Source organism: Paenibacillus sp. FSL H8-0548, from assembly GCF_038630985.1.
Taxonomy (GTDB): Bacteria; Bacillota; Bacilli; order Paenibacillales; family Paenibacillaceae; genus Pristimantibacillus.
Genome location: NZ_CP152049.1, coordinates 2997124 through 3019937 on the forward strand (window position 1 = coordinate 2997124; position 22814 = coordinate 3019937).

Consider the following 22814-nt stretch of genomic DNA (forward strand, 5'->3'; position numbering starts at 1 on the left):
GAAGTTCGAGCTGACGCGTCTGCGGTTCCCAATCACCCTAGACCGCTAATTTTGATATGAGTTTATATGAAATCTGATGGGTACTGTACTTGGTGTGTTCTCCGTTATGATGGATACTATATGTAGATATAAAATCAAAATGTTCGAACTAATAGGAGAACGTAAATATGACAATTGGGGAAAATCAGAATCATTCGTGGAATCTTTGGTACAAACAGCCTGCCTCTAGATGGGAAGAGGCGCTGCCGATTGGCAATGGAAGAATAGGCGGCATGGTATTTGGCGGCGTAAATATAGAACGGATTCAATTAAATGAAGATACGCTTTGGTCGGGCTTTCCGCGCGATACGAATAATTACGAGGCTTTGAGGTATTTACAGCGCGCTCGGGAGCTTATTGCAGAAAAGCGATTTGTAGAGGCGGAGCAGCTTGTTGAGGCCAAGATGCTCGGCACAAATACAGAATCGTATCAACCTATGGGCGATTGGTATGTGGAGCAGCATCTATCAGAGCAAAATAAAGAGACGATCGACTATACTCGCAGCTTAGATATTGATGCGGGCATTACGGCAGCAAGGTTCCAAAAAGGTCAAACGATGTATACACGCGAGACGTTTGTAAGCGCAGTCGATCAAGTGCTATGTTCGCGTTACGAAGCGCAAGGGAGTGAGCTGCTTGCACTTACGGCTTCTCTGCAAGCATCCGTGCAGTACAAGCTTACAGCAGAGAGCAGCAATGCGATTGTGCTTCACGGCCGTTGTCCTAGTCATGTGGCAGACAATTATAGGGGTGATCATCCAAAGGCTGTGCAATACGAGGATGATCGCGGCATTACGTTTCAGACAAAGCTGCTAGTAAAGCTAGACGCGGGAGAGGTTGCGGTAAACGACAACAACCAATTAGTTATAAGCGGCGCGCGATCGGTAACTTTTCTATTAAGCGCAGCGACGAGCTTCGAGCGTTTTGACCGTCAACCGAATAAAAGTGAAGCAGCGTTAAGCGAGCAAAATGATGCAGTCTTGGCAGCGGCGGAAGCTTATAGCTATGAGCAATTGCGAGATCGTCATGTGCAGGATCACCGCGCTATGTTCCAGCGGGTTCAAATCGATTTAGGTCAAACACCAAATGCACTGCTGCCGACGGATGAGCGGCTTGAAGCGTATAAGAGAGGCGAGCAGGACCCGCAGCTGGAAGCGCTATATTTTCAATACGGCCGGTACTTGCTCATGGCAAGCTCGCGCCCGGGTACGCAGCCAGCTCATTTGCAGGGGATATGGAATGATCGTGTACAGCCGCCATGGAACAGTGATTATACGACGAATATCAATACGCAAATGAATTATTGGCCCGCGGAGCTAGGAAATTTGAGTGAGTGTCATGAGCCGCTGCTGAAGCTGATCGAGGAGCTTAGCGAGACGGGGGCACGCACAGCAGCTATCCATTATAACAGCGCTGGCTGGGTTGCCCATCACAATGTTGATTTATGGCGGACGGCAACTCCGACTGCAGGCCATCCAAGCTGGGCTTTCTGGCCAATGGGCGGCGTATGGCTTACGCAGCATCTTTGGGAGCATTACTTGTACAATCCGGACAAGGCCTTTCTACGGGATAGAGCTTTTCCGTTCATGAAGGGTGCCGCGTTATTCTGTTTGGATTGGCTGCAAGAGAATGAAAAAGGTATTCTGATGACGGTGCCTTCGACCTCCCCTGAGAACAAGTTCCTGACAGTTGACGGCGAAGCAAGCAGCGTAGCAGAATCGTCAGCCATGGATATTACATTAATCGGGGAGCTGTTTGACCATTGTATTAGTGCGGCAGGCTTGCTTCAGCAGGATGAGGCATTCGCGCAGCGTATTGCTGCAGCGATGCTCAAGCTTCCTACGCTAATGGTCGGACCGAGCGGAATGCTGCAGGAATGGCAGGAACATTTCGAAGAGCATGAGCCCGGTCACCGCCATGTTTCACATTTGTACGGCTTGTACCCTGGTACGTCGATCAACGAAGCAGAAACGCCTGAACTAGTTGAAGCAAGCAGGAGGTCGCTTGAGAGCCGCATCAAGAACGGAGGCGGGCATACGGGCTGGAGCTGCGCATGGCTAATTAATCTGTATGCGCGGCTTAAGGACTCGGAATCGTCCTATCGATTTATTCACACGCTGCTTGCACGGTCAACGCATCCAAATTTATTCGATGATCATCCGCCTTTCCAGATTGACGGAAACTTTGGAGGAGCAGCCGGCATAGCAGAGCTTCTATTGCAAAGCCATCAAGACGGTATCGAGCTCTTGCCGGCACTGCCTGCGGCATGGCCAAGCGGCTATGTGAAGGGCATTAAAGCAAGGGGAGGCTTCCTTGTTGACATCGAGTGGGAGAGGGGCAAGCTGACTGGCGGCCGGATTTTCTCGACACATGGCTCACCATGTCAATTGCGCACCAATGTTCAAATCACTGTAAGGTCTTCTGATGGCACTAAGATAGATCCGACAAAGCCATTTGCGACGAGTAAGAACGAATGGTACAGCATTATATCTGCAACTAACGAAGGGGAGTAATCAAATTATGACTGCAACGACTAATTTTCCTTTTGAAAATAGTTCACTTCCGATTGAAGATCGAGTGATTGATCTTGTATCTCGTTTCACACTTGATGAGAAGATTGATTCGATGGTTCAATATCAGCCGGAAATTCAACGTCTTGGCGTCAAGCCTTACAAGCATGGAACGGAAGCGGCACACGGCATGGCGTGGCTGGGAGAAGCGACGACATTCCCGCAGCCGATCGGACTCGGCTGCACGTGGAACCCAGTGCTGCTAAAGGAAGTGGGCTCAGTCATCGGCGATGAAGCTCGCGTTTATTTCCAGCGCAACCCAGCCATTAATGGCCTGACACTCTGGGCACCGACGGTCGATATGGAGCGCGACCCGCGCTGGGGAAGGACGGAGGAAGCGTACGGCGAGGATCCGAAGCTGACTGGTGAGCTGTCCGCAGCGCTTGTACAAGGAATTCAAGGCGATCATCCGCTTTATTTCAAAGCGGTAGCGACCTTGAAGCATTTTATCGGAAATAACAATGAAATTAACCGCGGCAGCTGCTCGGCGAGCATTGATCCGCGCAATATGAAGGAATATTATCAAGCGGCGTTCAAACCAGCCTTCGTCAAGGGCGGCGCGCAGTCGATGATGACCTCGTACAACTCGGTCAACGGTACGCCAACGATTTTGCATGAGGATGTCAATAAAGTGGTGAAAGAGGAGTGGGGCATGAACGGCTTCATCGTAAGCGATGCTGGTGACCTGCTCGGAATCGTCAATGATCACAACTATTATGATTCTTACAAGGACGCGGTCGCGCATTCGATTAAAGCCGGTATCGACAGCATTACGGACGATGCGGAGAAATCATGTGCGGCCATTCGCGAGGCGCTTGCAGAGGGCTTGCTGACGGAACAGCATTTGGATAAAGCGCTTATTAACACATTCCGTGTCCGCTTCCGGTTGGGCGAGTTTGACCCTGCTGATCAGAATCCGTATGCGAATGTACCGGAATCAAAGCTTTGTGCGCCTGAGCATGGCGAGCTGTCGCTGCAGGCTGCGCGTGAGTCGATTGTATTGTTGAAAAACGAAAACAATACATTGCCGCTTAACAAAGAGAAGCTAAGCAGCGTCGCTGTTATCGGACCGCTTGCAGATGTGGTTTACCGCGACTGGTATTCGGGCTCGCTTCCCTATAAAGTAACGCCGCTTGAGGGCATTAAGAGCAAGCTGGCAGGCAAACAGGTAGGCTACAGCAGCGGAAACGATCGTATCGTATTAAAATCAGCTGCGAACGGCAAAGCACTTCGTGCTGCAGCTGATAACGAGGGGCGCCTGCAAGCGGAGGAGTCGCAAGCTGCTAATGAAACGTTTGAAGTTACGGATTGGGGCTGGGGCAGCTATACACTGGAGAGCAAAGTCACTGGCAAGCTGTTAACTAGCGCAGATGATGTCAATATCGCTGCAGCAGCAAGCGAAGCATTTGGCTGGTATGTGAAGGAAGTATTCAAGCTGGATGAGCAGGAAAATGATCAATTTGCGATTCGTACATGGAACGGCAAGCTGGTATCAGCGCCAAACGGCGGTGCAGATTCGCTTCAAGTGATAGAGGACGAGGAGATCGGAGCTAACGAGCTGTTCACGAAGGATATCGTTGCAAACGGGCTTGAGGAGGCTGTAGCAGCTGCGAAAGCAGCGGAAACAGCTATAGTCATCGTTGGCAACCATCCGCTCATCAACGGAAAAGAAGAGATTGACCGTCCGAGCCTTGATCTAGCAGCCTCGCAGAATGAGCTGATCAGCGCCGTTTTTGCAGCTAATCCGAACACAGTAGTTGTCGTTATCGGTAGCTATCCGTTTACGTTAAATGCTGTGAATGAGCAAATTCCGGCCATCATCTACTTATCGCATGCCGGCCAAGAGCTTGGCAATGCGATTGCTGATGTACTCTTCGGTGATTATTCTCCTGCAGGACGCCTGAATATGACCTGGTACCAATCAGAGGAGCAGCTGACTGATCTGATGGACTACGATATTTTGAAGGGCAAACGAACGTATTTGTATTTTGACGGCGAGCCGCTGTATCCGTTCGGCTATGGACTAAGCTATGGAGCATTCCGCTACAGCCCGCTCGAAATTACGAATCATGCGACAAGCATGGATGGTCACGTAATCGTACAATTGCACGTAACGAATGAATCGGATCGAACAGCGGATGAGGTTGTTCAATTGTACGTGCGCGTGGAAGGCTCAAGAGTAGAGCGCCCGCTTAAGAAGCTGGTAGGCTTTACGCGTATTACGCTTCAGCCGGGAGAAACAAAAGCTGTGGAGTTGATTGTGCCTGCGGAGGAGCTGGCCATTTGGGATGTTACTCGCGACCGCTTCTGCCTGGAAACAGCTGAATATACGTTTGCGGCAGGCGGCTCGTCTGAGGATGTGAAGTCCTCGGCTACGATTGTGATTGAGGGGGAAAAGATTCCGAAGCGGAACCTTTCAACTGCTACTCGGGCAGAAAACTATGATGACTATGCACAGGTATATTTAGATGAGAGCAAGGAAGGCGGAACGGCGGTTCGGTTGTCGCATGCTGAGGGCTGGATTCAATTCGCTGATATTGATTGGTCGAACGGCAATAGCGGCTTTGAAGCGCGTGTGAGCGGCGGATCTGAGGGCGGACAGCTTTCGATCCTGATTGGAAGTGCTGAAGGCTCCGTTATCGGTTCTTGTACGGTTGCGGCAAGCGGCGAACAGGAATGGCAAACGATTCATATCGAGCTGCCAGAGGTTCAGCCGGATGGCGATCTGATTATTAAGCTAAGTGGGAGCGTCAAGCTGAGCTGGTTCCATATTCAATAATAAATGACTCAGAAAGAGCTGTTTCATAGGCTGCCCTTGGCAGCTCTTGAAACAGCTCTTTTTTTTAATAGTGACTAGCCATAACTTCGTCTATACACATGAACAGTTGCATTTTATCGAGAGCAGCTTTATTCTTTAGATTGACCATTAACCTACATAAAGGAGCAAGTTCCAGTGATGAATGAATTACAGATCGACTTGTATCAGGATTGGATAAATACGGTGAAGGAAGTATTTAGCGGCTCTGGATCGCCACTGCCTGAGACCGTTACCGATAAGGAAGCAGCATTGGCATATTTTTTGCAGACTGCGGAATCCAGTGAGGACGCGGAGCAGCAGTTGGAAGCTAATAAGGAGCGGCTGCTCACTGCGCAGCAAATTATTTTGGACCATTTTGAGACGGCTATTTTGCCCGATATTCGCAGCAGGACAAGCTACACCGGAGATAGCTTTACCTTTAAGTGGGTATATAATCAAGGGGAGCATGTCGTCGAGCAGCACTCTATGTACCGCATACCGCTCTAGTTGGAGCGGTTTTAGCGAATAAGAAACAGAGTAAGTATCGAAATGTCTAATTTATATAGGATAAAATAACGAATAAGTCATGTATGAATGTCTATACCCCTGCTTTATAATATAGGATGCTTCAAAATTCAACATAGAAAAGAAAACGCTTTCCTTAATAATGGAGGGAGCCGCCTATATGATGACTGGCATCAGAGCGCTTGCACTTAGAATCAACAATATTAGAATAAAAAAAAAGCTGATCTTCTCGTTTATACTCGTCGTATTCGTTCCTGTGCTGATCGTCGGCGTATTTTTGACGGTCGCTTTTCGCCAAAATGTCCTTGATCAGGCGACGCAGCAAATTACGAACAATGTGGAACGAATAAAGAAGCAGACGCTCGATGTTATTCGAATGCCAATTGAAATTTCGGATAAGCTGCTCGTAGATAGCCGATTAACGAATGTTGTTAATACGCATTATAATTCTACCTTTGAAGTGGTCAAGGCGTTTTGGGATTATCGCGATTTTCGCGATTACATACGCCTATACAGTGAAGTGTACAACGTGCGCTTCTATACAACGAATATGACGATTTTGGACAATTGGGAGTTTCTAAAGGTGACCCCTGCGACGACGGATGAAGACTGGTATATCGCTGCGATGGAACAGGATGGCATTCATTGGGGATATTTTGCTGACGAGACGAAGAACAATCAGAACTATTTGAGCCTTATTCGAAAAATCACGTTTCCTACGTACCGATCAAGCGGAGTGCTTGTCATTGGCGTCAATCCTGTAGAGCTGAATGCGATGATTAGTGAAGAGCCGTTCGACACGATGATCATTGATGACAACGGCTATATGATTGCGGCGAAAAATCCTGATTGGGTCGGCAAGAACATATCAGAATTGGATTTTGCCAGTCAATTAACGGATAAGGTCGCAGGGACTTACGAGTTTAAGTTTGAAGGCAAGTCCTCCAAAATCGTTGTGGAGGATCTTCTTCCCGAGTCTAGCAACAATGGGCTCAAAATTATCTCGGTCTTTACAATAGAAAGCATTGTTAGCGGCGCGAATCGTATTAGTCTTCTTGGATTTGGGATAATTATGGTGAGCTTGGTCATTGCGTTTGTTTTAATTTATATATTCTCGGTCATGTTAGCAAAGCGGATGCTGCTGCTGAACAAGGATTTGAACAAGGTGGCCATGGGTGATTTTAACGTAATTTCTCATGTATCAGGCAATGACGAGATCGGCATTTTATCTAAGCAATTCAACAATATGGTTGTGAGCATACGCGGTTTAATGGACGAGGTTGCAGAATCGCATAAGCAGCAGGCGCAGCTGCAGCTGCGGCAGAAAGAGATCAAGCTGAAAATGATGGCAAGCCAAATCAATCCGCATTTTCTCTTTAACGCGCTCGAATCGATTCGCATGAAGGCTCATATCAAGGGCGAAACTGAAATTTCCTCAATCGTCAGGATGCTTGGGAAAATGATTCGCCGCAACCTAGAGGTTGGCTCTCGCAAAATCGCGTTAAAGGACGAGCTGGAAATGGTGCGCTGTTATTTGGAAATACAAAAATTCAGATACGGAAACGAGCGCTTAACCTTCCGGCTTGATATCGATGATTCCAGCCAAAACATTGAAATACCGCCGCTCATTATTCAGCCGCTCATTGAGAACGCTGTCGTGCACGGACTGGAAAATATTGCAGAGGGCGGCTTCGTTTCGTTGACTACTCAAGTGAAGGAGCAGGTTCTCTGCATCGAGGTAGCGGATAATGGAGTTGGAATTAGTGGGGAAAAGCTGGGGCAAATCAACGAAGCGCTGCTTGATATGGAGGAAGAGGCTGAATACCGGATTGGACTTCGAAACGTTCATCAGCGACTGGTCATGATTTATGGCGAGGACTGCGGCTTGCGTATTACAAGTGAGCCGGGGGAAGGTACGCGTATAAATTTTGAAATACCGACAGGGGGTCATCCATTTGCATAAAGTGCTGATTGTCGACGATGAGCCAATGATTCGAGAAGGTCTGCAAACTCTAGTCGACTGGAACAAATACGGGTTTGTCGTTGCGGGAACCGCATCAAATGGCCGTGAGGCTGTGGAGAAGCATGCTGTACTCCTTCCTGATTTAATATTAATCGATATTCGCATGCCGGGCATGGATGGGCTTCAAGCGATTGAGGAAATTAGGAAAACAGATACCGTCTGCCATTTCTTAATATTAAGCGGCTATGCCGAATTCAATTATGCGAAGCAAGCGATTGCGCATCAGGTTGACGGCTACATCTTAAAGCCGATCGATGAGGATGAGCTGGAGAGCTACGTCGAGCGGGTTAGTGAGCAGCTTAAGCATAGATCGGAGCAGCAGTTGAACACGGAGCAGACGACACAGCTGCTGCGCGAGGAGCTGCTTCAACAGCTTGCCGCAGGCAAGCTGGCAACGGAAGCCTCAAGCTCGGTGGAGCTGAAGACACTCTTAGGCCCGCCTGCGAAATATTATCAGCTGCTCCTTATCGAGCTGTATAGCAGAGAACATTCGCTTACGTTGAATGCTACACTTAAGAAAAAGCTTGGCGAAATTATCGAGCAAAAGCAGCTAGGCTTCGTATTTTCCGCAGAGCCTTTCGTAGGGGTTCTATTAAAGGATTATTTGCTGCAAAATGGATCTCGCGAGCAAATGAGGCAATGGATCGAAGCTTGCTGCGGAACGAGAGTCAGATTCGTAGGAGCAGCTAGCGAGGCGGTTCGCGAGCCATTAGAGCTGCAAAGATGGTCGTTTGCGGTAAGCGGCTTATTGAAGCAAAGGTTTATGCTGCAAGGCCAGCAGATTCACTTAGCTTCCCTAGCGGAAAGCAGCAAGCCAGAGGAAGCCTCTGCAAACGAAGAGCTATCCATAGATAGTCTAGCTCAAAAGCTATTTTACATGCTCGACATCGGAAATAAGGCTGGTGTAGAGAAATCTGTACAGGAAGCCTCCGAAAGCATTTGTGCTGTCGATACTTCAGAGTCGTTCGTCAAATCCAGCTGGGCACAGCTGCTTACGAATGTGCTGAATAAAGCGAGCATCAGCAATCCCCAGGTTTCTATACAGGAGGATTTATCGATCATTACGGCTCTTTATTTAGCACATCACTATGACGAGATGATTGTTCAACTGAAAAAGCGATTACTCGATTTATCAGAAAAAATTGGGAAAACAGACAGCCTGACAGTGATGAAGCAAATAACCGATTTCATTGAGCGTCATTATAGCGAGAATATTAAGCTGGAAACACTCGCGGAGCTTTTCAATTATAACAGCGGTTATTTGGGCAAAATGTTCAAAAGCTATACCGGTGAGCATTTCAACACCTATTTGGATCAGGTTCGGATTCAGCATGCGATCGAGCTGCTTCAGGAGGGTCTGAAAGTACATCAGGTTTCGGAGCGGGTAGGCTATGCCAATGTAGATTATTTTCATAGCAAATTCAAAAAATACAAGGGCGTATCGCCCTCTTCCTTCAAAAGTGCATCGGGAAAACCAGTCTCGGAGTAAGAGGAAATTAAACCTCTATATAAATTGAACTAAACATTTGCGTTTTGAACGCTGCGTGAGAAGATCATTCTGATGGGTCGCGGTTGCAGCCAGATTCTTTGATTTTGTTAAACATTTAAAGGTAAGAATAAGGCTGCAAAGGCGAACACTTCGTTTCTGGAGAAACGATCTTCTCGTTGTATATGAATCTATGGATTCTCCGAACCTGTTGCTACCGATGCTGCGCCAGAAGCCGGAGGGCGGAGAGCAGATAAAGAAAGCTAACGGAAACCAGAGACGCTAAAGTTGCATTTTGGGTTAGCGTCTATGGTTTCCGTTAGAAGTGTGAGCTGACGCGACCGCGATTTCCAATCACCCGTAAGGGTGATTTTGTTCCTTCGTTAAACCATTATTTTTAAGTTCAACTTATATAGCAGTAAGGAATAACGTCTTGATCGACGGCTTATGGAGCCGATTCGATTAAGGCGTTATTTTTTTGCAAGAAACATCTTGTCCTTAGCCAAGGGCGGCGCCAGCCGGTTCACCTTGTGACAAATGATACTCATTCAAAATGAAAGCGCTTGAAAGTGCGTATTTTGATATGATTTTAAGTCTAATTTATCGGGTGCAAGGGAGGGCATCCTATCGTTTATGATTAGTACAGATAAGAGAGGGTAAGCAGCACAGACAAAGAGAGTGAGCTTACTAAGCCGTTTTTGCCCCGTGGCATTAACATTAGGAGGAACAACCATGAAACCGCTAACAGAACCTACCCAATCACTTGGGACGACGAACAAACGGAACCGTTTTTGGTCCAAATTTATTCAGCAGCGTTACTTGTATATGATGTCATTGCCGTTCGTCATCTGGATTTTTATATTCAGCTACGTTCCGGTATGGGGCTGGTTGACAGCATTTCAAAATTACAAACCTAAAAACTCGATTTTGAATCAAAAATGGGTAGGCTTCGATAACTTTATTGAGCTGTTTCAAGATGAAAGGTTTTATATCGTCTTGCGAAACACACTCGCTATGAGTACGATGGGTTTGATTGTCAGCTTTACCGTTCCTGTCATTTTTGCATTGCTGTTAAATGAGATGAGAGGACAGTTCTTCAAGCGCTCTGTTCAAACCATTTCTTACTTGCCTCACTTTGTATCCTGGGTTGTTGTAGCTGGGCTCGTATCGAAGATGCTGTCGACCGATGGCGGTGCAATCAATCAATTGCTAATGTACCTTCATATTATAGACGCTCCGATTCAATTTATGGCAAAGGGCGAATGGTTTTGGGGCATAGTAACCTTGTCCGACCTGTGGAAAGAGATGGGATGGAATTCGATTATCTTCCTTGCTGCCATGTCAGGAATCGATCCTGAGCTTTATGAGGCTTCAACGGTTGATGGCGCAGGACGCTTCCGCAAAATGTGGCATATTACGCTTCCGGGAATTCGGACAACCTTCATGGTTTTATTCATACTCTCGATAGGGCATTTGGTCAGCATAGGCTTCGAAAAGCAATTTTTGCTAGGCAATCCTCTCGTATCTGATTACTCAGAGGTGCTCGATCTATATGCGCTCAAGTACGGTATTCAAATGAGTCGATATTCGTATGGTACGGCAATCGGCATATTTAACTCCGTCGTCAGCATCCTGCTCGTGTTTGTAGCGAACGGCATATACAAACGAGTCACCAAAGAATCAATCATATAGGAGGAAACGCATATGCAAGGAACAATGAGAAGAAATACAGGCGATAAAATATTTGATACCTTCGTTTACATTTTTATGACGGTTGTTGCCATTGTGACGTTATATCCGTTTCTTAACGTACTCGCTATATCATTCAATGATTCTGTGGATACGGTAAGAGGCGGCCTAACTATATACCCTCGTCAATTTACGCTGAAAAACTACGAGACGATATTCGGTTTCGATGGCTTGCTGGTTGGCTTTAAAAACTCAGTGCTGCGTACAGTAATTGGTACGGCAATCGGTGTGTTGTCCGCTTCCATGATGGCATACACACTTAGCCGCCCTGATTTCCAGGCAAGAAGATGGATGTCCGTTGTGTTCGCTCTAACGATGTATTTCACAGGCGGCCTGATTCCAGGCTTTCTCCTGATGAAAAACCTAGGTTTGATCGGCACGTTCTCGGTTTACATTATTCCTGCTCTGCTCAGTGTTTGGAACGTGTTCGTCGTCCGCTCCTATATTGACGGACTTCCTTATGCGCTGCAGGAATCGGCCAAAATCGACGGCGCCAACGATTGGACCATATTCTGGAAGGTTATTCTTCCGCTTTGCCAGCCAGTCCTTGCAACGATCGCTTTGTTTATTGCAGTCGGACATTGGAACTCATGGTTCGACACTTATCTGTTCAACAACCGGAGTCCTGAGAATACGACGCTTCAGTACGAGCTAATGAAGGTACTGTTGTCGACGCAAACGGGCAACAACTATCGCGATCCGAACGCACAACAGGCTATTGCTTCTGTTTCGCCGGAATCCATTAAGATGGCGATTACGATTGTTGTTACCATTCCAATTCTCATGGTATATCCGTTCCTTCAAAAGTATTTTGTGAAGGGTATGACGCTTGGAGCAGTAAAAAGTTAATTTCGGTAATAGCAGATTTCCTGTTATATACAAGCACATCATGCACAAGAAAAAAAGGGAGGCTTTCCATCAATGAAAAGAAATATGCAAATGGCACTAAGCTTGATGCTGGCACTTGTTTTCGTATTCGTCACAGCTTGCGGCAACTCGAATAATGATGGCAACACGAACAAGGGTACAACAAATGAAGCAACGAATTCCGCTAATGAGAATGAGGTGCTTGAGCCGATTACAATCCGAATGGCTTCAGGTGATAACAATGCGAACTGGGATGATATGAATTCGGAAACAGGTAAATTCCTTCTAGAAAAAACAGGCATTACTATTAAACAAGAATTCCCTGTCGGCGGCACTGACGCAGATATGTTCGCACTTATGGTAGCAAGCGATGACTATCCAGACCTCGTTATGCCGAAAGGGAACATCGGTAAATTAGTTGATGCTGGTGCAATGGTCGACCTTCGTCCATTGATCGAAGAGTATGGCCCTAACATCAAAAAGGTATACGGCGAATATTTCAACCGTCTTCGCTGGAGCGAGGATGATGATGCAATCTACGCATTGCCGCAAGGCGGCGTTGGCCAAGTTTACTTTGAATCGGGAGGCGGCTTCCAACTTCAGCACCAAGTGCTAGAAGCAGCAGGTTACCCAGAAATCAAAACCGTTCAAGATTATGAAGCAGCGATTAAAGCTTACATTGAGAAAAACCCAAAAACGGCAGACGGCCAGCCGACAATCGGTATGTCGCTTAACGGCGGAGAATGGCAGATTCTAATTACGGTAACGAACCCTGCTTTCTATGCAACTGGAGCACCGGATGACGGAGAGTTCTATATCAACCAAGAAACACATGAAGCGATCATGCATTACCAACGTCCTGAAGAAAGAGAATATTTCCGTTGGCTCAACCACATGAACGATATCGGCTTGCTTGACAAAGAAAGCTTCGTTCAAAAGTACGACCAATACAAAGCTAAAGTGGCATCTGGACGCGTACTGGGCCTAATTGATCAAGATTGGGATTATGCCGATGCGCAAAACGCTTTGAAAGCTGAAGGCAAATTTAAATCAACATATGCTCGTTTCCCTGTAACATTAAACGATACGTACCAAGATCATGCTTTCCAAGGCACTGGATACATTGCAGGCTACGGACTGGGTATTACAACAGCTGCGAAGGATCCTGTTCGATTGATCAAATTCCTAGATTACTTGGCTTCAGATGAAGGTCAAGTGCTTGTAAACTGGGGTATCGAAGGCAAGCACTACACCATTGAAGACGGCAAACGTGTGATTCCAGCTGACGTTCAAGCTCAGAAATCGAACGATAACAATACGTTCAAGAAGACGACAGGAATCGGTAACTACTTGATTTCCGCTCGTTACGGCGACGGTGTGATGGATCCATCCGGCAACTACTACACAACGACATTCCCGGAGCAAATCCAAACGGCTTATTCCGAAGAGGACAAAAAGACGCTTGCGAAATACAATGCGACAACGTATAAAGATCTGTGGCCTGCGGACGATGCTTTCCCAGAGCGCAAATACGGCGCAGCTTGGACGCTTCCATTCGAGACAGGCTCACAAGCTAACGTTATTTTCCAAAAAACACAAGACATTATGAAAAAGCGTATTCCTGAAGCAATTCTTGCGAAGCCGGCAGACTTTGACAAAATCTACGACGCATTCTTGAAAGACCTCGAGGATGCTGGCGTTGATAAACTGAATGCTGAATTCACAAAAATGGTTCAAGATCGCGTAGCACTTTGGTCCAAATAAGTTTAAACTAAGATCAAGAGGGAGAGAGCTCATTTCATGGGCTCTCTTCCCTTATGATTAAATTGCAAAGTACGAAGGGAGAAGGATTAAATAATGATACATAATAAGCTTCCAAAAATATGGTACGGCGGAGACTACAATCCGGAGCAGTGGGACGATGAAACGATGTCGGAGGATCTCCGGATGTTTAAGCTTGCGGATATTGATGTCGCAACCGTCAACGTTTTCTCATGGGCTCGAATTCAACCAAGTGAAGATACGTATGATTTTGAACAGCTGGACAAAATAATCGACCGGCTTCATGGCGACAATATTTCCGTTTGCCTAGCGACAAGTACGGGTGCACATCCCGCATGGATGGCCAAAAGATATCCGGATGTTACACGTGTTGATTACGAAGGCCGCAAGCGGAAGTTTGGCGGACGCCACAATTCATGTCCAAGCAGCCCGACCTACCGGCAGTATTCACAGCTTATCGCCGGCAAATTAGCAGAGCGCTACAAGGATCATCCCGCACTTGTTGCTTGGCATATTTCCAATGAATATGGCGGCTACTGCTATTGTGACAACTGCGCGGACGCATTCCGTGTATGGCTGCAAAAACGTTACCATACGATCGAGCAGCTGAATAAAGCTTGGTATACGAGCTTCTGGGGTCATACGTTCTATGATTTTGATGAAATCGTTCCTCCAAATGCGCTAAGCGAGGAGTGGGGCGGCAATCGGACGAATTTCCAAAGTATTTCCCTCGACTATCGGAGATTCCAATCGGATGCCCTGCTTGAGTGCTATTTAATTGAATACGAAGAGGTTCGCAAGCATTCGCCGAATATCCAAATTACAACAAACCTGATGGGTACCTACCCTGAGCTTGATTATTTTAAATGGGCCAAGCATCTGGACGTTGTTTCATGGGATAACTACCCATCCATTGATACGCCTGTGAGCTATACCGCAATGACACATGCCTTAATGCGGGGCCTCAAGAGCGGTCAGCCGTTTATGCTTATGGAGCAAACGCCAAGCCAGCAAAACTGGCAGGCTTATAATTCGCTGAAGCGGCCAGGTGTTATGCGTCTATGGAGCTATCAGGCGGTAGCGCATGGTGCGGACACGGTCATGTTCTTCCAGCTTCGCCGCTCTATTGGAGCATGCGAGAAATATCATGGTGCGGTCATTGAGCATGTTGGCCACGAGCATACTCGTGTATTCCGCGAATGCGCTGAGCTTGGGCATGAGCTTACGCAGCTTTCGGACAAGCTGCTTGATTCGCGTATCGACGCGAAGGCTGCAATCGTCTTTGATTGGGAAAATAGATGGGCTGTTGAGCTCTCAAGCGGACCAAGCGTTGCGCTCAAGTATGTAGACGAGGTTCATAAATACTACGACGCCTTGTTTGAGCAGAACATTCAGACAGATATGATCAGCGTTGAGGAAAGCTTTGAGCAATATGAACTCGTCATTGCTCCGGTTATGTATATGATTAAGCCGGGCTTTGCGGAGAAGGTAGAAGCTTTTGTCGCTCGCGGAGGCACGTTTATTACGACCTTCTTCAGCGGAATCGTCAATGAAAATGATTTGGTTACGATTGGCGGCTACCCGGGCAAGCTTCGCAACGTACTTGGTATTTGGGCTGAGGAAATTGATTCGCTTCTGCCAGGACAGCAAAATCAGGTGGTTATGAAAAAAGAAGTCGGTGCCTTAAGCGGTACTTATACTTGCAGCATCCTATGTGACTTGATTCATTCCGAAGGCGCTGAAGTTGTAGCTGAGTATGGCTCTGATTTCTACAAAGGCATGCCAGTGGTAACAGTCAACAATTTCGGCGAGGGCGAGGCTTGGTATATCGCTTCAAGCCCTGACAAGGACTTCCTGCAAGCACTGATTACAAATATTTGCAAGGACAAAGGAATCGAGCCTTTGATGGCTGCTCCTTCAGGCGTTGAAGTAACGCGTAGAAATAAAGATGGAAAATCGTTCACCTTTATTTTGAATCATAATACTGAGGCTGCCGAGCTGCAGCTTGGAGCACAGCCGCGACATGAGCTTCTAACAAACGAGCAAGTAAGCGGAGCTTACAGCTTGGCTGCCAAGGGCGTTATGATTATCGAGGAGTAAGACAGCTGCCTAAGGATATTGCCAAGGTCAAGCTTCCAATTTGGGTGTTTGGCATATGCTGTAGTTATAAGCCCGGTATGGGGGGAGCAGCGCATATGTCTAGGAAGCGGCAGCGTCATTTAATGAGCATATTTGTGCTCGCACTATATGTATTGCTTGTCATTTTATTGTTAGCGATATGCTTTTAAGAAAAGGATTGCTTAGGACTAGAAATTTAGTCTTGAGCAGTCCTTTTTTAATATCGGAATATTGCTACCTTTGATTACAAATAATGAACAAGAGAAATAAATCGGCTGCGGACTTTGTTGTGGCACAAAAGGGGAAACCGCAGCGGAATAGGAGGATGCAGCAATGGCGACAAGAAGCAAAAACAGAAACACATTCAAAAAAATGTCAATGTCACCTAAGGAATATCAATCGTTCGCAAAAGCAATGGAGCCGCCAAGATCAATTTTTTGGAATTGCGTTAAGGCATTTCTCTTTGGCGGGGCATTATGCCTGCTTGGACAAGCGATACAGGAGCTTTACGTGCACGGGATGGGGATGACTGAGGAGGCGGCAAGCAACCCAACGGTAGCGACGTTAATTCTAATGTCGGTTATCGTGACCAGCCTTGGCGTGTATGACAAAATTGCGCAATGGGCAGGAGCAGGCTCTGCTGTCCCTGTAACGGGTTTTGCTAACTCGATGTGTTCAGCAGCTTTGGAGCATCGTAGTGAAGGTCTTGTGCTCGGCGTGGGAGCCAATATGTTTAAGCTGGCTGGCTCGGTCATTGTATTTGGTACCGTAGCTGCTTTTTTCGTCGGAATCGCCCATCTCATTCTTGGCACGGGAGGTCAATAGGATGCTGCGCGGAAAACAGACATGGTGGTTTGATAAACGACCGGTAATTATTGGCGAAGCGACGGTTGTAGGACCAGATGAAGGTGAAGGGCCGTTAGCTGCTGACTTTGATCTTGTCCACCCTGAGCTGGATATGCAGCAGAAAAGCTGGGAGAAGGCCGAAAGACTGCTCCTTGAGCAAGCTTCTGAGTTTGCGGTTCAAAATGCCGGTATCGAGCGTGATCAGCTTCAATTTTTTATCGGCGGCGATTTAATGAATCAAATTATTAGCAACAGCTTTGCCGCCCGTTCGCTTGGCGTGCCGTATATCGGCGTGTTCGGCGCTTGCTCTACCTCGATGGAGACGCTGGCGCTGGCATCTATGCTCGTTAACTCAGGTTCAGCAACCCATGTGCTTGCCGGAACATGCAGCCACAACTGTACGGTGGAGAAACAGTTTCGTTATCCGACAGAGTATGGCTCTCAGAAGCCGCCAACGGCTCAATATACGGTTACCGGAGCAGGAGCTGCTGTCGTTGCCGCTAAAGGGGAGGGGCCAGTCGTAGAATGTGCGACGATCGGCAAGGTCATTGATTTAGGCATTACGGATCCGTTTAATATGGGGGCGGCAATGGCTCCAGCGGCGGTCGATACGATTCAAGCACATTTTAACGATACGGGTCGAAGGCCTGGTGATTATGATCTTATTGTTACTGGTGATTTGGCTGGTGTAGGTCATCCCATTGCGAAGGAGCTGCTGCTGCAAAACGGCGTACCCATGAATGATACGGTGTTTGGCGATTGTGGTCTCATGGTATACGATGTCCAGAAGCAAAAGGTGCAAGCGGGCGGCAGCGGCTGCGGTTGTTCAGCGGTAGTAACCTATGGACATCTGTTGAAAAGAATTAAAAAAGGTGAACTGAATCGAATTCTCGTTGTTGCTACAGGAGCACTGCTGTCTCCGCTCTCCTATCAGCAAGGCGAGAGTATTCCATGTATTGCGCATGCGGTGGCAATTAGCGCTGGAAAGGGGTAAGCCATGATTTTTTTATGGGCGTTTTTGATTGGCGGAGGGATTTGCGTCATTGGTCAGCTTATGTTCGATGTTCTTAAGCTCACACCAGCGCACACGATGTCTATTCTGGTCGTGATTGGTGCGATCGTGGATGGTGTTGGCTTATATGAGCCTTTGGTCAAGTTTGCCGGAGCAGGGGCTACTGTACCCATTACAAGCTTTGGTAACGCGCTAGTTCATGGGGCGCTGACGGAGCTTCATGATCAAGGTTGGATCGGTGTCATATCCGGTATTTTCAAAGTAACGAGCGCCGGTATATCGTCTGCCATTATTTTCTCCTTTTTGGCAGCACTTGTAGTTAGACCGAAGGGTTAGCAATTGATTAATTCAACTGGAGGATCCTGTGGGATCTTCCAATTTTTTTTGTGGCGAAAAAGTTTGTATACCCTATTGAATGTACTGTAAAATAGTAGTATTAAACATGAGCTTAGGCATTCATTGGGAGGTAATGAAATGGATATTCGTCCTGCAGACATGCAATTATGTGCTACTATTCTACGAAGCTTAGAATCCTGTATTCTTGGTAAACAGGAGGAAATTCAGAGATTACTCATCGCCGTTATTGCAGGCGGACATGTATTGCTCGAAGATGTGCCGGGCACTGGCAAGACACAGCTGGTGAAAGCACTGGCAAAATCAATTGGCGGACAATTTCGCAGGATTCAATGCAATCCGGATTTGCTTCCGACCGATATTACGGGCGTATCCATCTATCATCCTAAGCAGGAAACCTTCCTGTTTCGACCGGGTCCGATCATGGCCAATATTTTATTAGCTGATGAAATCAATCGTGCTACTACAAAGACGCAGTCGGCTTTGCTGGAGGCTATGGAAGAAGGACATGTAACGGTTGATGGCGATACATACGAGCTCCCTCGACCTTTCGTGCTGCTTGCTACTCAAAACCCTATAGAATTTGAAGGCACCTATACTCTTCCTGAAGCGCAGCTTGACCGATTTATGATGAAGCTGTCGCTCGGTTATCCGAGTGAATCGGATGAGCAAAGCATGGTGCTATCTAATGAAGGAATACATCCATCTGATCGGATCGAACAGATGATTGACATAACAGATATGCTGCATATTCAGGAGCAGGTGCTGAAGGTACACATCGATGATGCAGTTGGGAAATACTTGGTTGGCCTAGTTAGAGGTACTAGAGAACATGCTAATATTATGCTTGGTGCAAGCCCTCGTGCAGCATTAGCGCTTGCAAGAGCCGCTAAAGCAAGTGCTTATATTCAGCAGCGCCAATTCGTTACTCCTGATGATGTGAAGGAGCTGGCTCCCTATGTACTCTCCCATAGACTGCTTCTTCGAACGGAAGCTAGAATGAACGGGCTTAAAGCAGAGGATATCGTTTCGCAAATTATACAGTCTACCAAAGTGCCGGTTCGGCTAGAGCGTTAAGCTGATGACAGCGATCAAATCCACGAGGCTGCGTTGGCAGCTTGTCGCAGTGATCTATACGACCAGTCTTTGTTATTTCTTATTTCAAGGCGGCAAGACCGCATTTATGCTCTTTATGATTTTAAATTTATTGCTGGTTTATTTATTGCTCGGCAAGTGGAGCGGGATTAACAAAGTAACAGGCAGCCGCATCTATAGCATGCCGGGAATGATGTCGCATGATCACTCCTTATCGGCAGGAAGCTCCCTTGAGGTGAGCCTGCAAGTAAAAGTTCCAGGCTATTATCCATTGCCTTATGTTATCGTAAGAGACCAGCTGCAGCGTCATAACGGCCAGCGATTAGCTTTCGAAACCTCATTCGTTCCGAACTGGAAACGAAGCGGCCAAGTGGCCTATCAGACCCCTCCTCTCCAACGGGGAGAATACCGTTTCACAAATACGCAGTGCTTATCCTACGATGTGTTTGGATTGTTTGAACATGCGGGTCAATTCGGAGCAGAGTCGGTATTTAGCGTTCTTCCGCAAACGGTGGCGCTAAGGCAGTGGAACGGCGTTCAGCGTGGAATTCGCGGTCCGTATTCCCATGCTATTGCCTCCCGTTCTGCGAAGGAAACGACGCAAATTAATGGTGTTCGAGAGTATTTATATGGTGATCGCTTGTCGCGCGTGCACTGGAATGCAACCGCCAAGACGGGAGAATGGAAATCAAAGGCTTTCGAGCGTGAATCGCTTCCGCGTACACTTGTCATTCTGGATCGTAATCCAAGCGGCTATAGCGGAGAGCTGGCGACACGCTTCGAGATCGCTGTATCGGCAGCCGCATCGCTATTAGAGAATGGTTTAAAGGATGATACGGCTATGGGGCTGCTCTCCATTGGCGAGGCAATGACGATGATTGGACCAAGAGCTGGCATGGATCAGCGAAATTTGCTATTGAAGCATCTGACCTTTGTGGATGCTGATGCACCACGACCGCTTTACTCTTCATTGAAGAGGGCGGACGCTATGCTTGAGCCGGGAAGCTTCGCGGTCGTCGTAACGCCCGAAACGGGCGTGGAGGTCATTCGGAGCATGGAGTTTCTCTCACGTAAAGGGATTACGCCTTGCCTGCTTCATATTTCCTCTTCCGTTGATGCGCTTAGCCATAACACTTCTTGGAAGAAGGTAATAAGAGAGCGGGGCTGGCCTGTATTTGAGATTCGCCAACTGCAAGAGCTCCCTGCCGCGCTGGAAGGGAGTGGTATGGCATGAAGACGATGACGAAATCGATTTTAACCTATGTAACTGCCAACTGGTATGAGAAGCTGAAATTATTGTTTATCGCTATTATTCTTTCGAATACGATTTCTGTTTTTGAAGGCTACTGGTGGGAAGAAACTTTCGCCATCGTGTATTACACCTTATACACAGCTGTGGCCATTGACTTGCTATTGCCGCTAAAACTGAGGTTTCTTAAGCTTTTTCTACAAGTTTCAGCAGCTATATTTATTACTACTCAGCTGGCTGTAATGGATTGGATTATTACGCCTCCGCAGCGCTGGCAGGAGCTGGTTTGGTGGCTGCAAGCACATATTGTACAGCTGAATCCGTTTATTTGGATCAGTCTGGCTCTGCTTTTTCTTTATTTATTGTTCGCTTTATGGACGACGTCGCGAATCCGGATGTTTGGATTTGTCGGGACTAGTCTACTGCTGCTGACGATTTCAGACTCCTTTACTCCGATTTGGCTGTGGGATGAAGTTGGCATGGTTGTGTTTATTGGATTGCTCTGGCTCGTTGCCAGTCATCTATCACGACTGCAGCGCGAGCATCCGAGCAGTTGGGGAGAACTTGTTGAATATCCTATTCAATTAATTATACCGATCGCACTTGTGCTATCCGTGCTTATGGTTGTTGGAATCAATATGCCTTCACTTTCTCCAATCCTACAGGATCCATATACGATATGGAAGGAAGCGAAGGGAGAGCGAGTGCAAGTATTTCTTGGCGATAAAGGAACGGAATCGTTCAAACCAAGCAGCACGGGCAATGCGAGCTCTGGCTACAGCAGAAACGATGAAAAGCTCGGTGGAGGCTTTGAATTTGATTATTCTCCGATGATGACTGTCACGACCTCGCACCGCAGCTATTGGCGCGGGGAATCGAAAGCGCTGTACACCGGAAACGGATGGGCGGAGGCTGATGCGGAGAAGGATCTTGAAGAGTTCAATCGCATTGCGAAAGGGGAGGCGTTCTCCTCATTCGACGACCCTCCTGCAGCTGGAATTACCGAAGTCAATCAGATTGTTGCGATGATTCGCAAGGATGTATATCCGATCCTGTTCGCAGCGGCACCAATCAATAGGTTGAACTGGGTTGATAATGATGAGTCTCCCCTTCCAACGGGCTTGGTCTGGGAGCCAAGCTCAAATGAGTTGAGACTTCTAAACTGGAATATGAAAAATCGGAAATATCCAGAAACCTACTCGGTTACATCATCCGTGCCGGTGCTGGATGAAGCTCTTTTGCGGGAAGCGAATGCTGGTTGGGCAAATGCAGCTGATGCTTCACGTTACGCTTTTTATTTGCAGCTTCCTGATTCGTTGCCTGAACGCGTCAAGCAGCTGGCAGAGCAAGTAACTGCTGAGGCAACGAATGATTATGATCGGGCGAAATTGCTGGAAACCTATTTGCGGATGAATTTTAATTACAACAACCTGCCAGATGAATCCAAGCTTACGGGTTCGACTTCAGATTTCGTCGACAAGTTTTTATTTGAGCTCAAAGAAGGCTATTGTGATTACTTTTCAACGTCCATGGCTGTAATGGCTAGAAGTTTAGGACTGCCGACGAGATGGGTGAAGGGCTTCGCACCGGGTGTGCTTCCTGTTAACGATTATGGTCCTCCAGGTGAGTTTATGGATGAAAACATAAATCCAAGCGGTGCAGGCACGTATACTGTCCGGAATTCGGATGCACATTCGTGGATTGAAATTTATTTTGAAGGCTTTGGCTGGATTCCATTCGAAGCTACGGCAGGCTTCTCGTTCCCGTATACGATTGCGGAGGATGAGGAGGTCGTATTGCCAGAGGTTGATCTGAGTGAGAGTGATACTTCGGTAGCTGACAAGGCCAAGTCCTCGTCGAACTCTAAGCTTTGGACTTGGATTTCTGTCTCCCTGCTGCTCGTAACTGCTGCTGTATGGGTGATCCTTCGTCGTGATAAGCTGGTCACAGCCTATCATAAGCTGCGTCATGGCTCCTATACGTCGAATGATCGGATCGTGCTTGAGACGCATAAGCTGCTTCGTATTTGCAAGAAGAGAGGTATGGAGCGGGAAGAGCATGAAACGATTCGAGAAGCAGTTCTGCGCTGGTCACAAAGCCATAAGCGGCTTCGCAATGATTTGGGCGCAGTGCTGAATGACTTCGAGAGAGCTAAATACAGTCCGGTTATGGCGACCTCCGAGGAAGCGGAACGATTCGTATTGAAAGTGAGATCATTAATTGATCAATTAAGGTAATTAGACAAATACCGCATGCCAGAGAAATTGGTAGCGGTATTTTTTTGCAACGAATTTGGTTTCTA

15 protein-coding genes are annotated in these 22814 nt (G+C 47.2%); all 15 read left to right on the forward strand.

Annotated elements, in window-relative coordinates; genetic code table 11:
• Window positions 1-167 precede the first annotated feature (167 nt).
• Complete coding sequence (locus MHI37_RS12320; RefSeq protein ID WP_076335815.1) at window positions 168-2552, forward strand: glycoside hydrolase family 95 protein; 2385 nt, start codon at window positions 168-170, stop codon at window positions 2550-2552.
• 7 nt (window positions 2553-2559) lie between these two features.
• Entirely contained in the window at window positions 2560-5388 is a 2829-nt protein-coding gene (locus MHI37_RS12325; protein ID WP_076335814.1) for a glycoside hydrolase family 3 C-terminal domain-containing protein, read from the forward strand.
• A gap of 177 nt (window positions 5389-5565) precedes the next feature.
• Window positions 5566-5913 (forward strand): hypothetical protein, encoded by a 348-nt coding sequence (locus MHI37_RS12330; RefSeq protein WP_076335813.1) that lies wholly within the window; start codon window positions 5566-5568, stop codon window positions 5911-5913.
• Between the two features lie 178 nt (window positions 5914-6091).
• On the forward strand, window positions 6092-7894 hold the full coding sequence (locus tag MHI37_RS12335) for a sensor histidine kinase (RefSeq protein ID WP_076335812.1): 1803 nt from the start codon (window positions 6092-6094) through the stop codon (window positions 7892-7894).
• A 1-nt stretch (window position 7895) separates the two neighbouring features.
• On the forward strand, window positions 7896-9443 hold the full coding sequence (locus tag MHI37_RS12340; RefSeq protein WP_256710216.1) for a response regulator: 1548 nt from the start codon (window positions 7896-7898) through the stop codon (window positions 9441-9443).
• Window positions 9444-10172: 729 nt separating this feature from the next.
• Entirely contained in the window at window positions 10173-11132 is a 960-nt protein-coding gene (locus tag MHI37_RS12345; RefSeq protein WP_076335810.1) for an ABC transporter permease subunit, read from the forward strand.
• A gap of 12 nt (window positions 11133-11144) precedes the next feature.
• Window positions 11145-12038, forward strand: a complete 894-nt coding sequence (locus MHI37_RS12350; RefSeq protein WP_076335809.1) for a carbohydrate ABC transporter permease — start codon at window positions 11145-11147, stop codon at window positions 12036-12038.
• 72 nt (window positions 12039-12110) lie between these two features.
• Entirely contained in the window at window positions 12111-13820 is a 1710-nt protein-coding gene (locus MHI37_RS12355; RefSeq protein ID WP_076335808.1) for an ABC transporter substrate-binding protein, read from the forward strand.
• A 93-nt stretch (window positions 13821-13913) separates the two neighbouring features.
• Window positions 13914-15938: a beta-galactosidase gene (locus MHI37_RS12360; RefSeq protein WP_076335807.1), complete on the forward strand. Its 2025-nt coding sequence runs from the start codon at window positions 13914-13916 to the stop codon at window positions 15936-15938.
• Window positions 15939-16289: 351 nt separating this feature from the next.
• On the forward strand, window positions 16290-16781 hold the full coding sequence (gene spoVAC, locus MHI37_RS12365; protein ID WP_076335806.1) for a stage V sporulation protein AC: 492 nt from the start codon (window positions 16290-16292) through the stop codon (window positions 16779-16781).
• Window position 16782: 1 nt separating this feature from the next.
• Window positions 16783-17796: a stage V sporulation protein AD gene (gene spoVAD, locus MHI37_RS12370; RefSeq protein ID WP_076335805.1), complete on the forward strand. Its 1014-nt coding sequence runs from the start codon at window positions 16783-16785 to the stop codon at window positions 17794-17796.
• A gap of 3 nt (window positions 17797-17799) precedes the next feature.
• On the forward strand, window positions 17800-18150 hold the full coding sequence (gene spoVAE, locus MHI37_RS12375) for a stage V sporulation protein AE (protein WP_076335804.1): 351 nt from the start codon (window positions 17800-17802) through the stop codon (window positions 18148-18150).
• Between the two features lie 138 nt (window positions 18151-18288).
• The gene (locus MHI37_RS12380; RefSeq protein ID WP_076335803.1) at window positions 18289-19245 is read left to right on the forward strand and encodes a MoxR family ATPase; all 957 of its coding nucleotides are present in this window, start codon (window positions 18289-18291) and stop codon (window positions 19243-19245) included.
• A 4-nt stretch (window positions 19246-19249) separates the two neighbouring features.
• Window positions 19250-20497, forward strand: a complete 1248-nt coding sequence (locus tag MHI37_RS12385) for a DUF58 domain-containing protein (protein ID WP_076335802.1) — start codon at window positions 19250-19252, stop codon at window positions 20495-20497.
• On the forward strand, window positions 20494-22749 hold the full coding sequence (locus tag MHI37_RS12390) for a transglutaminase domain-containing protein (RefSeq protein ID WP_076335801.1): 2256 nt from the start codon (window positions 20494-20496) through the stop codon (window positions 22747-22749). The genes MHI37_RS12385 and MHI37_RS12390 overlap by 4 nt, the downstream gene beginning before the upstream one ends.
• The last annotated feature ends 65 nt before the right edge of the window (window positions 22750-22814 follow it).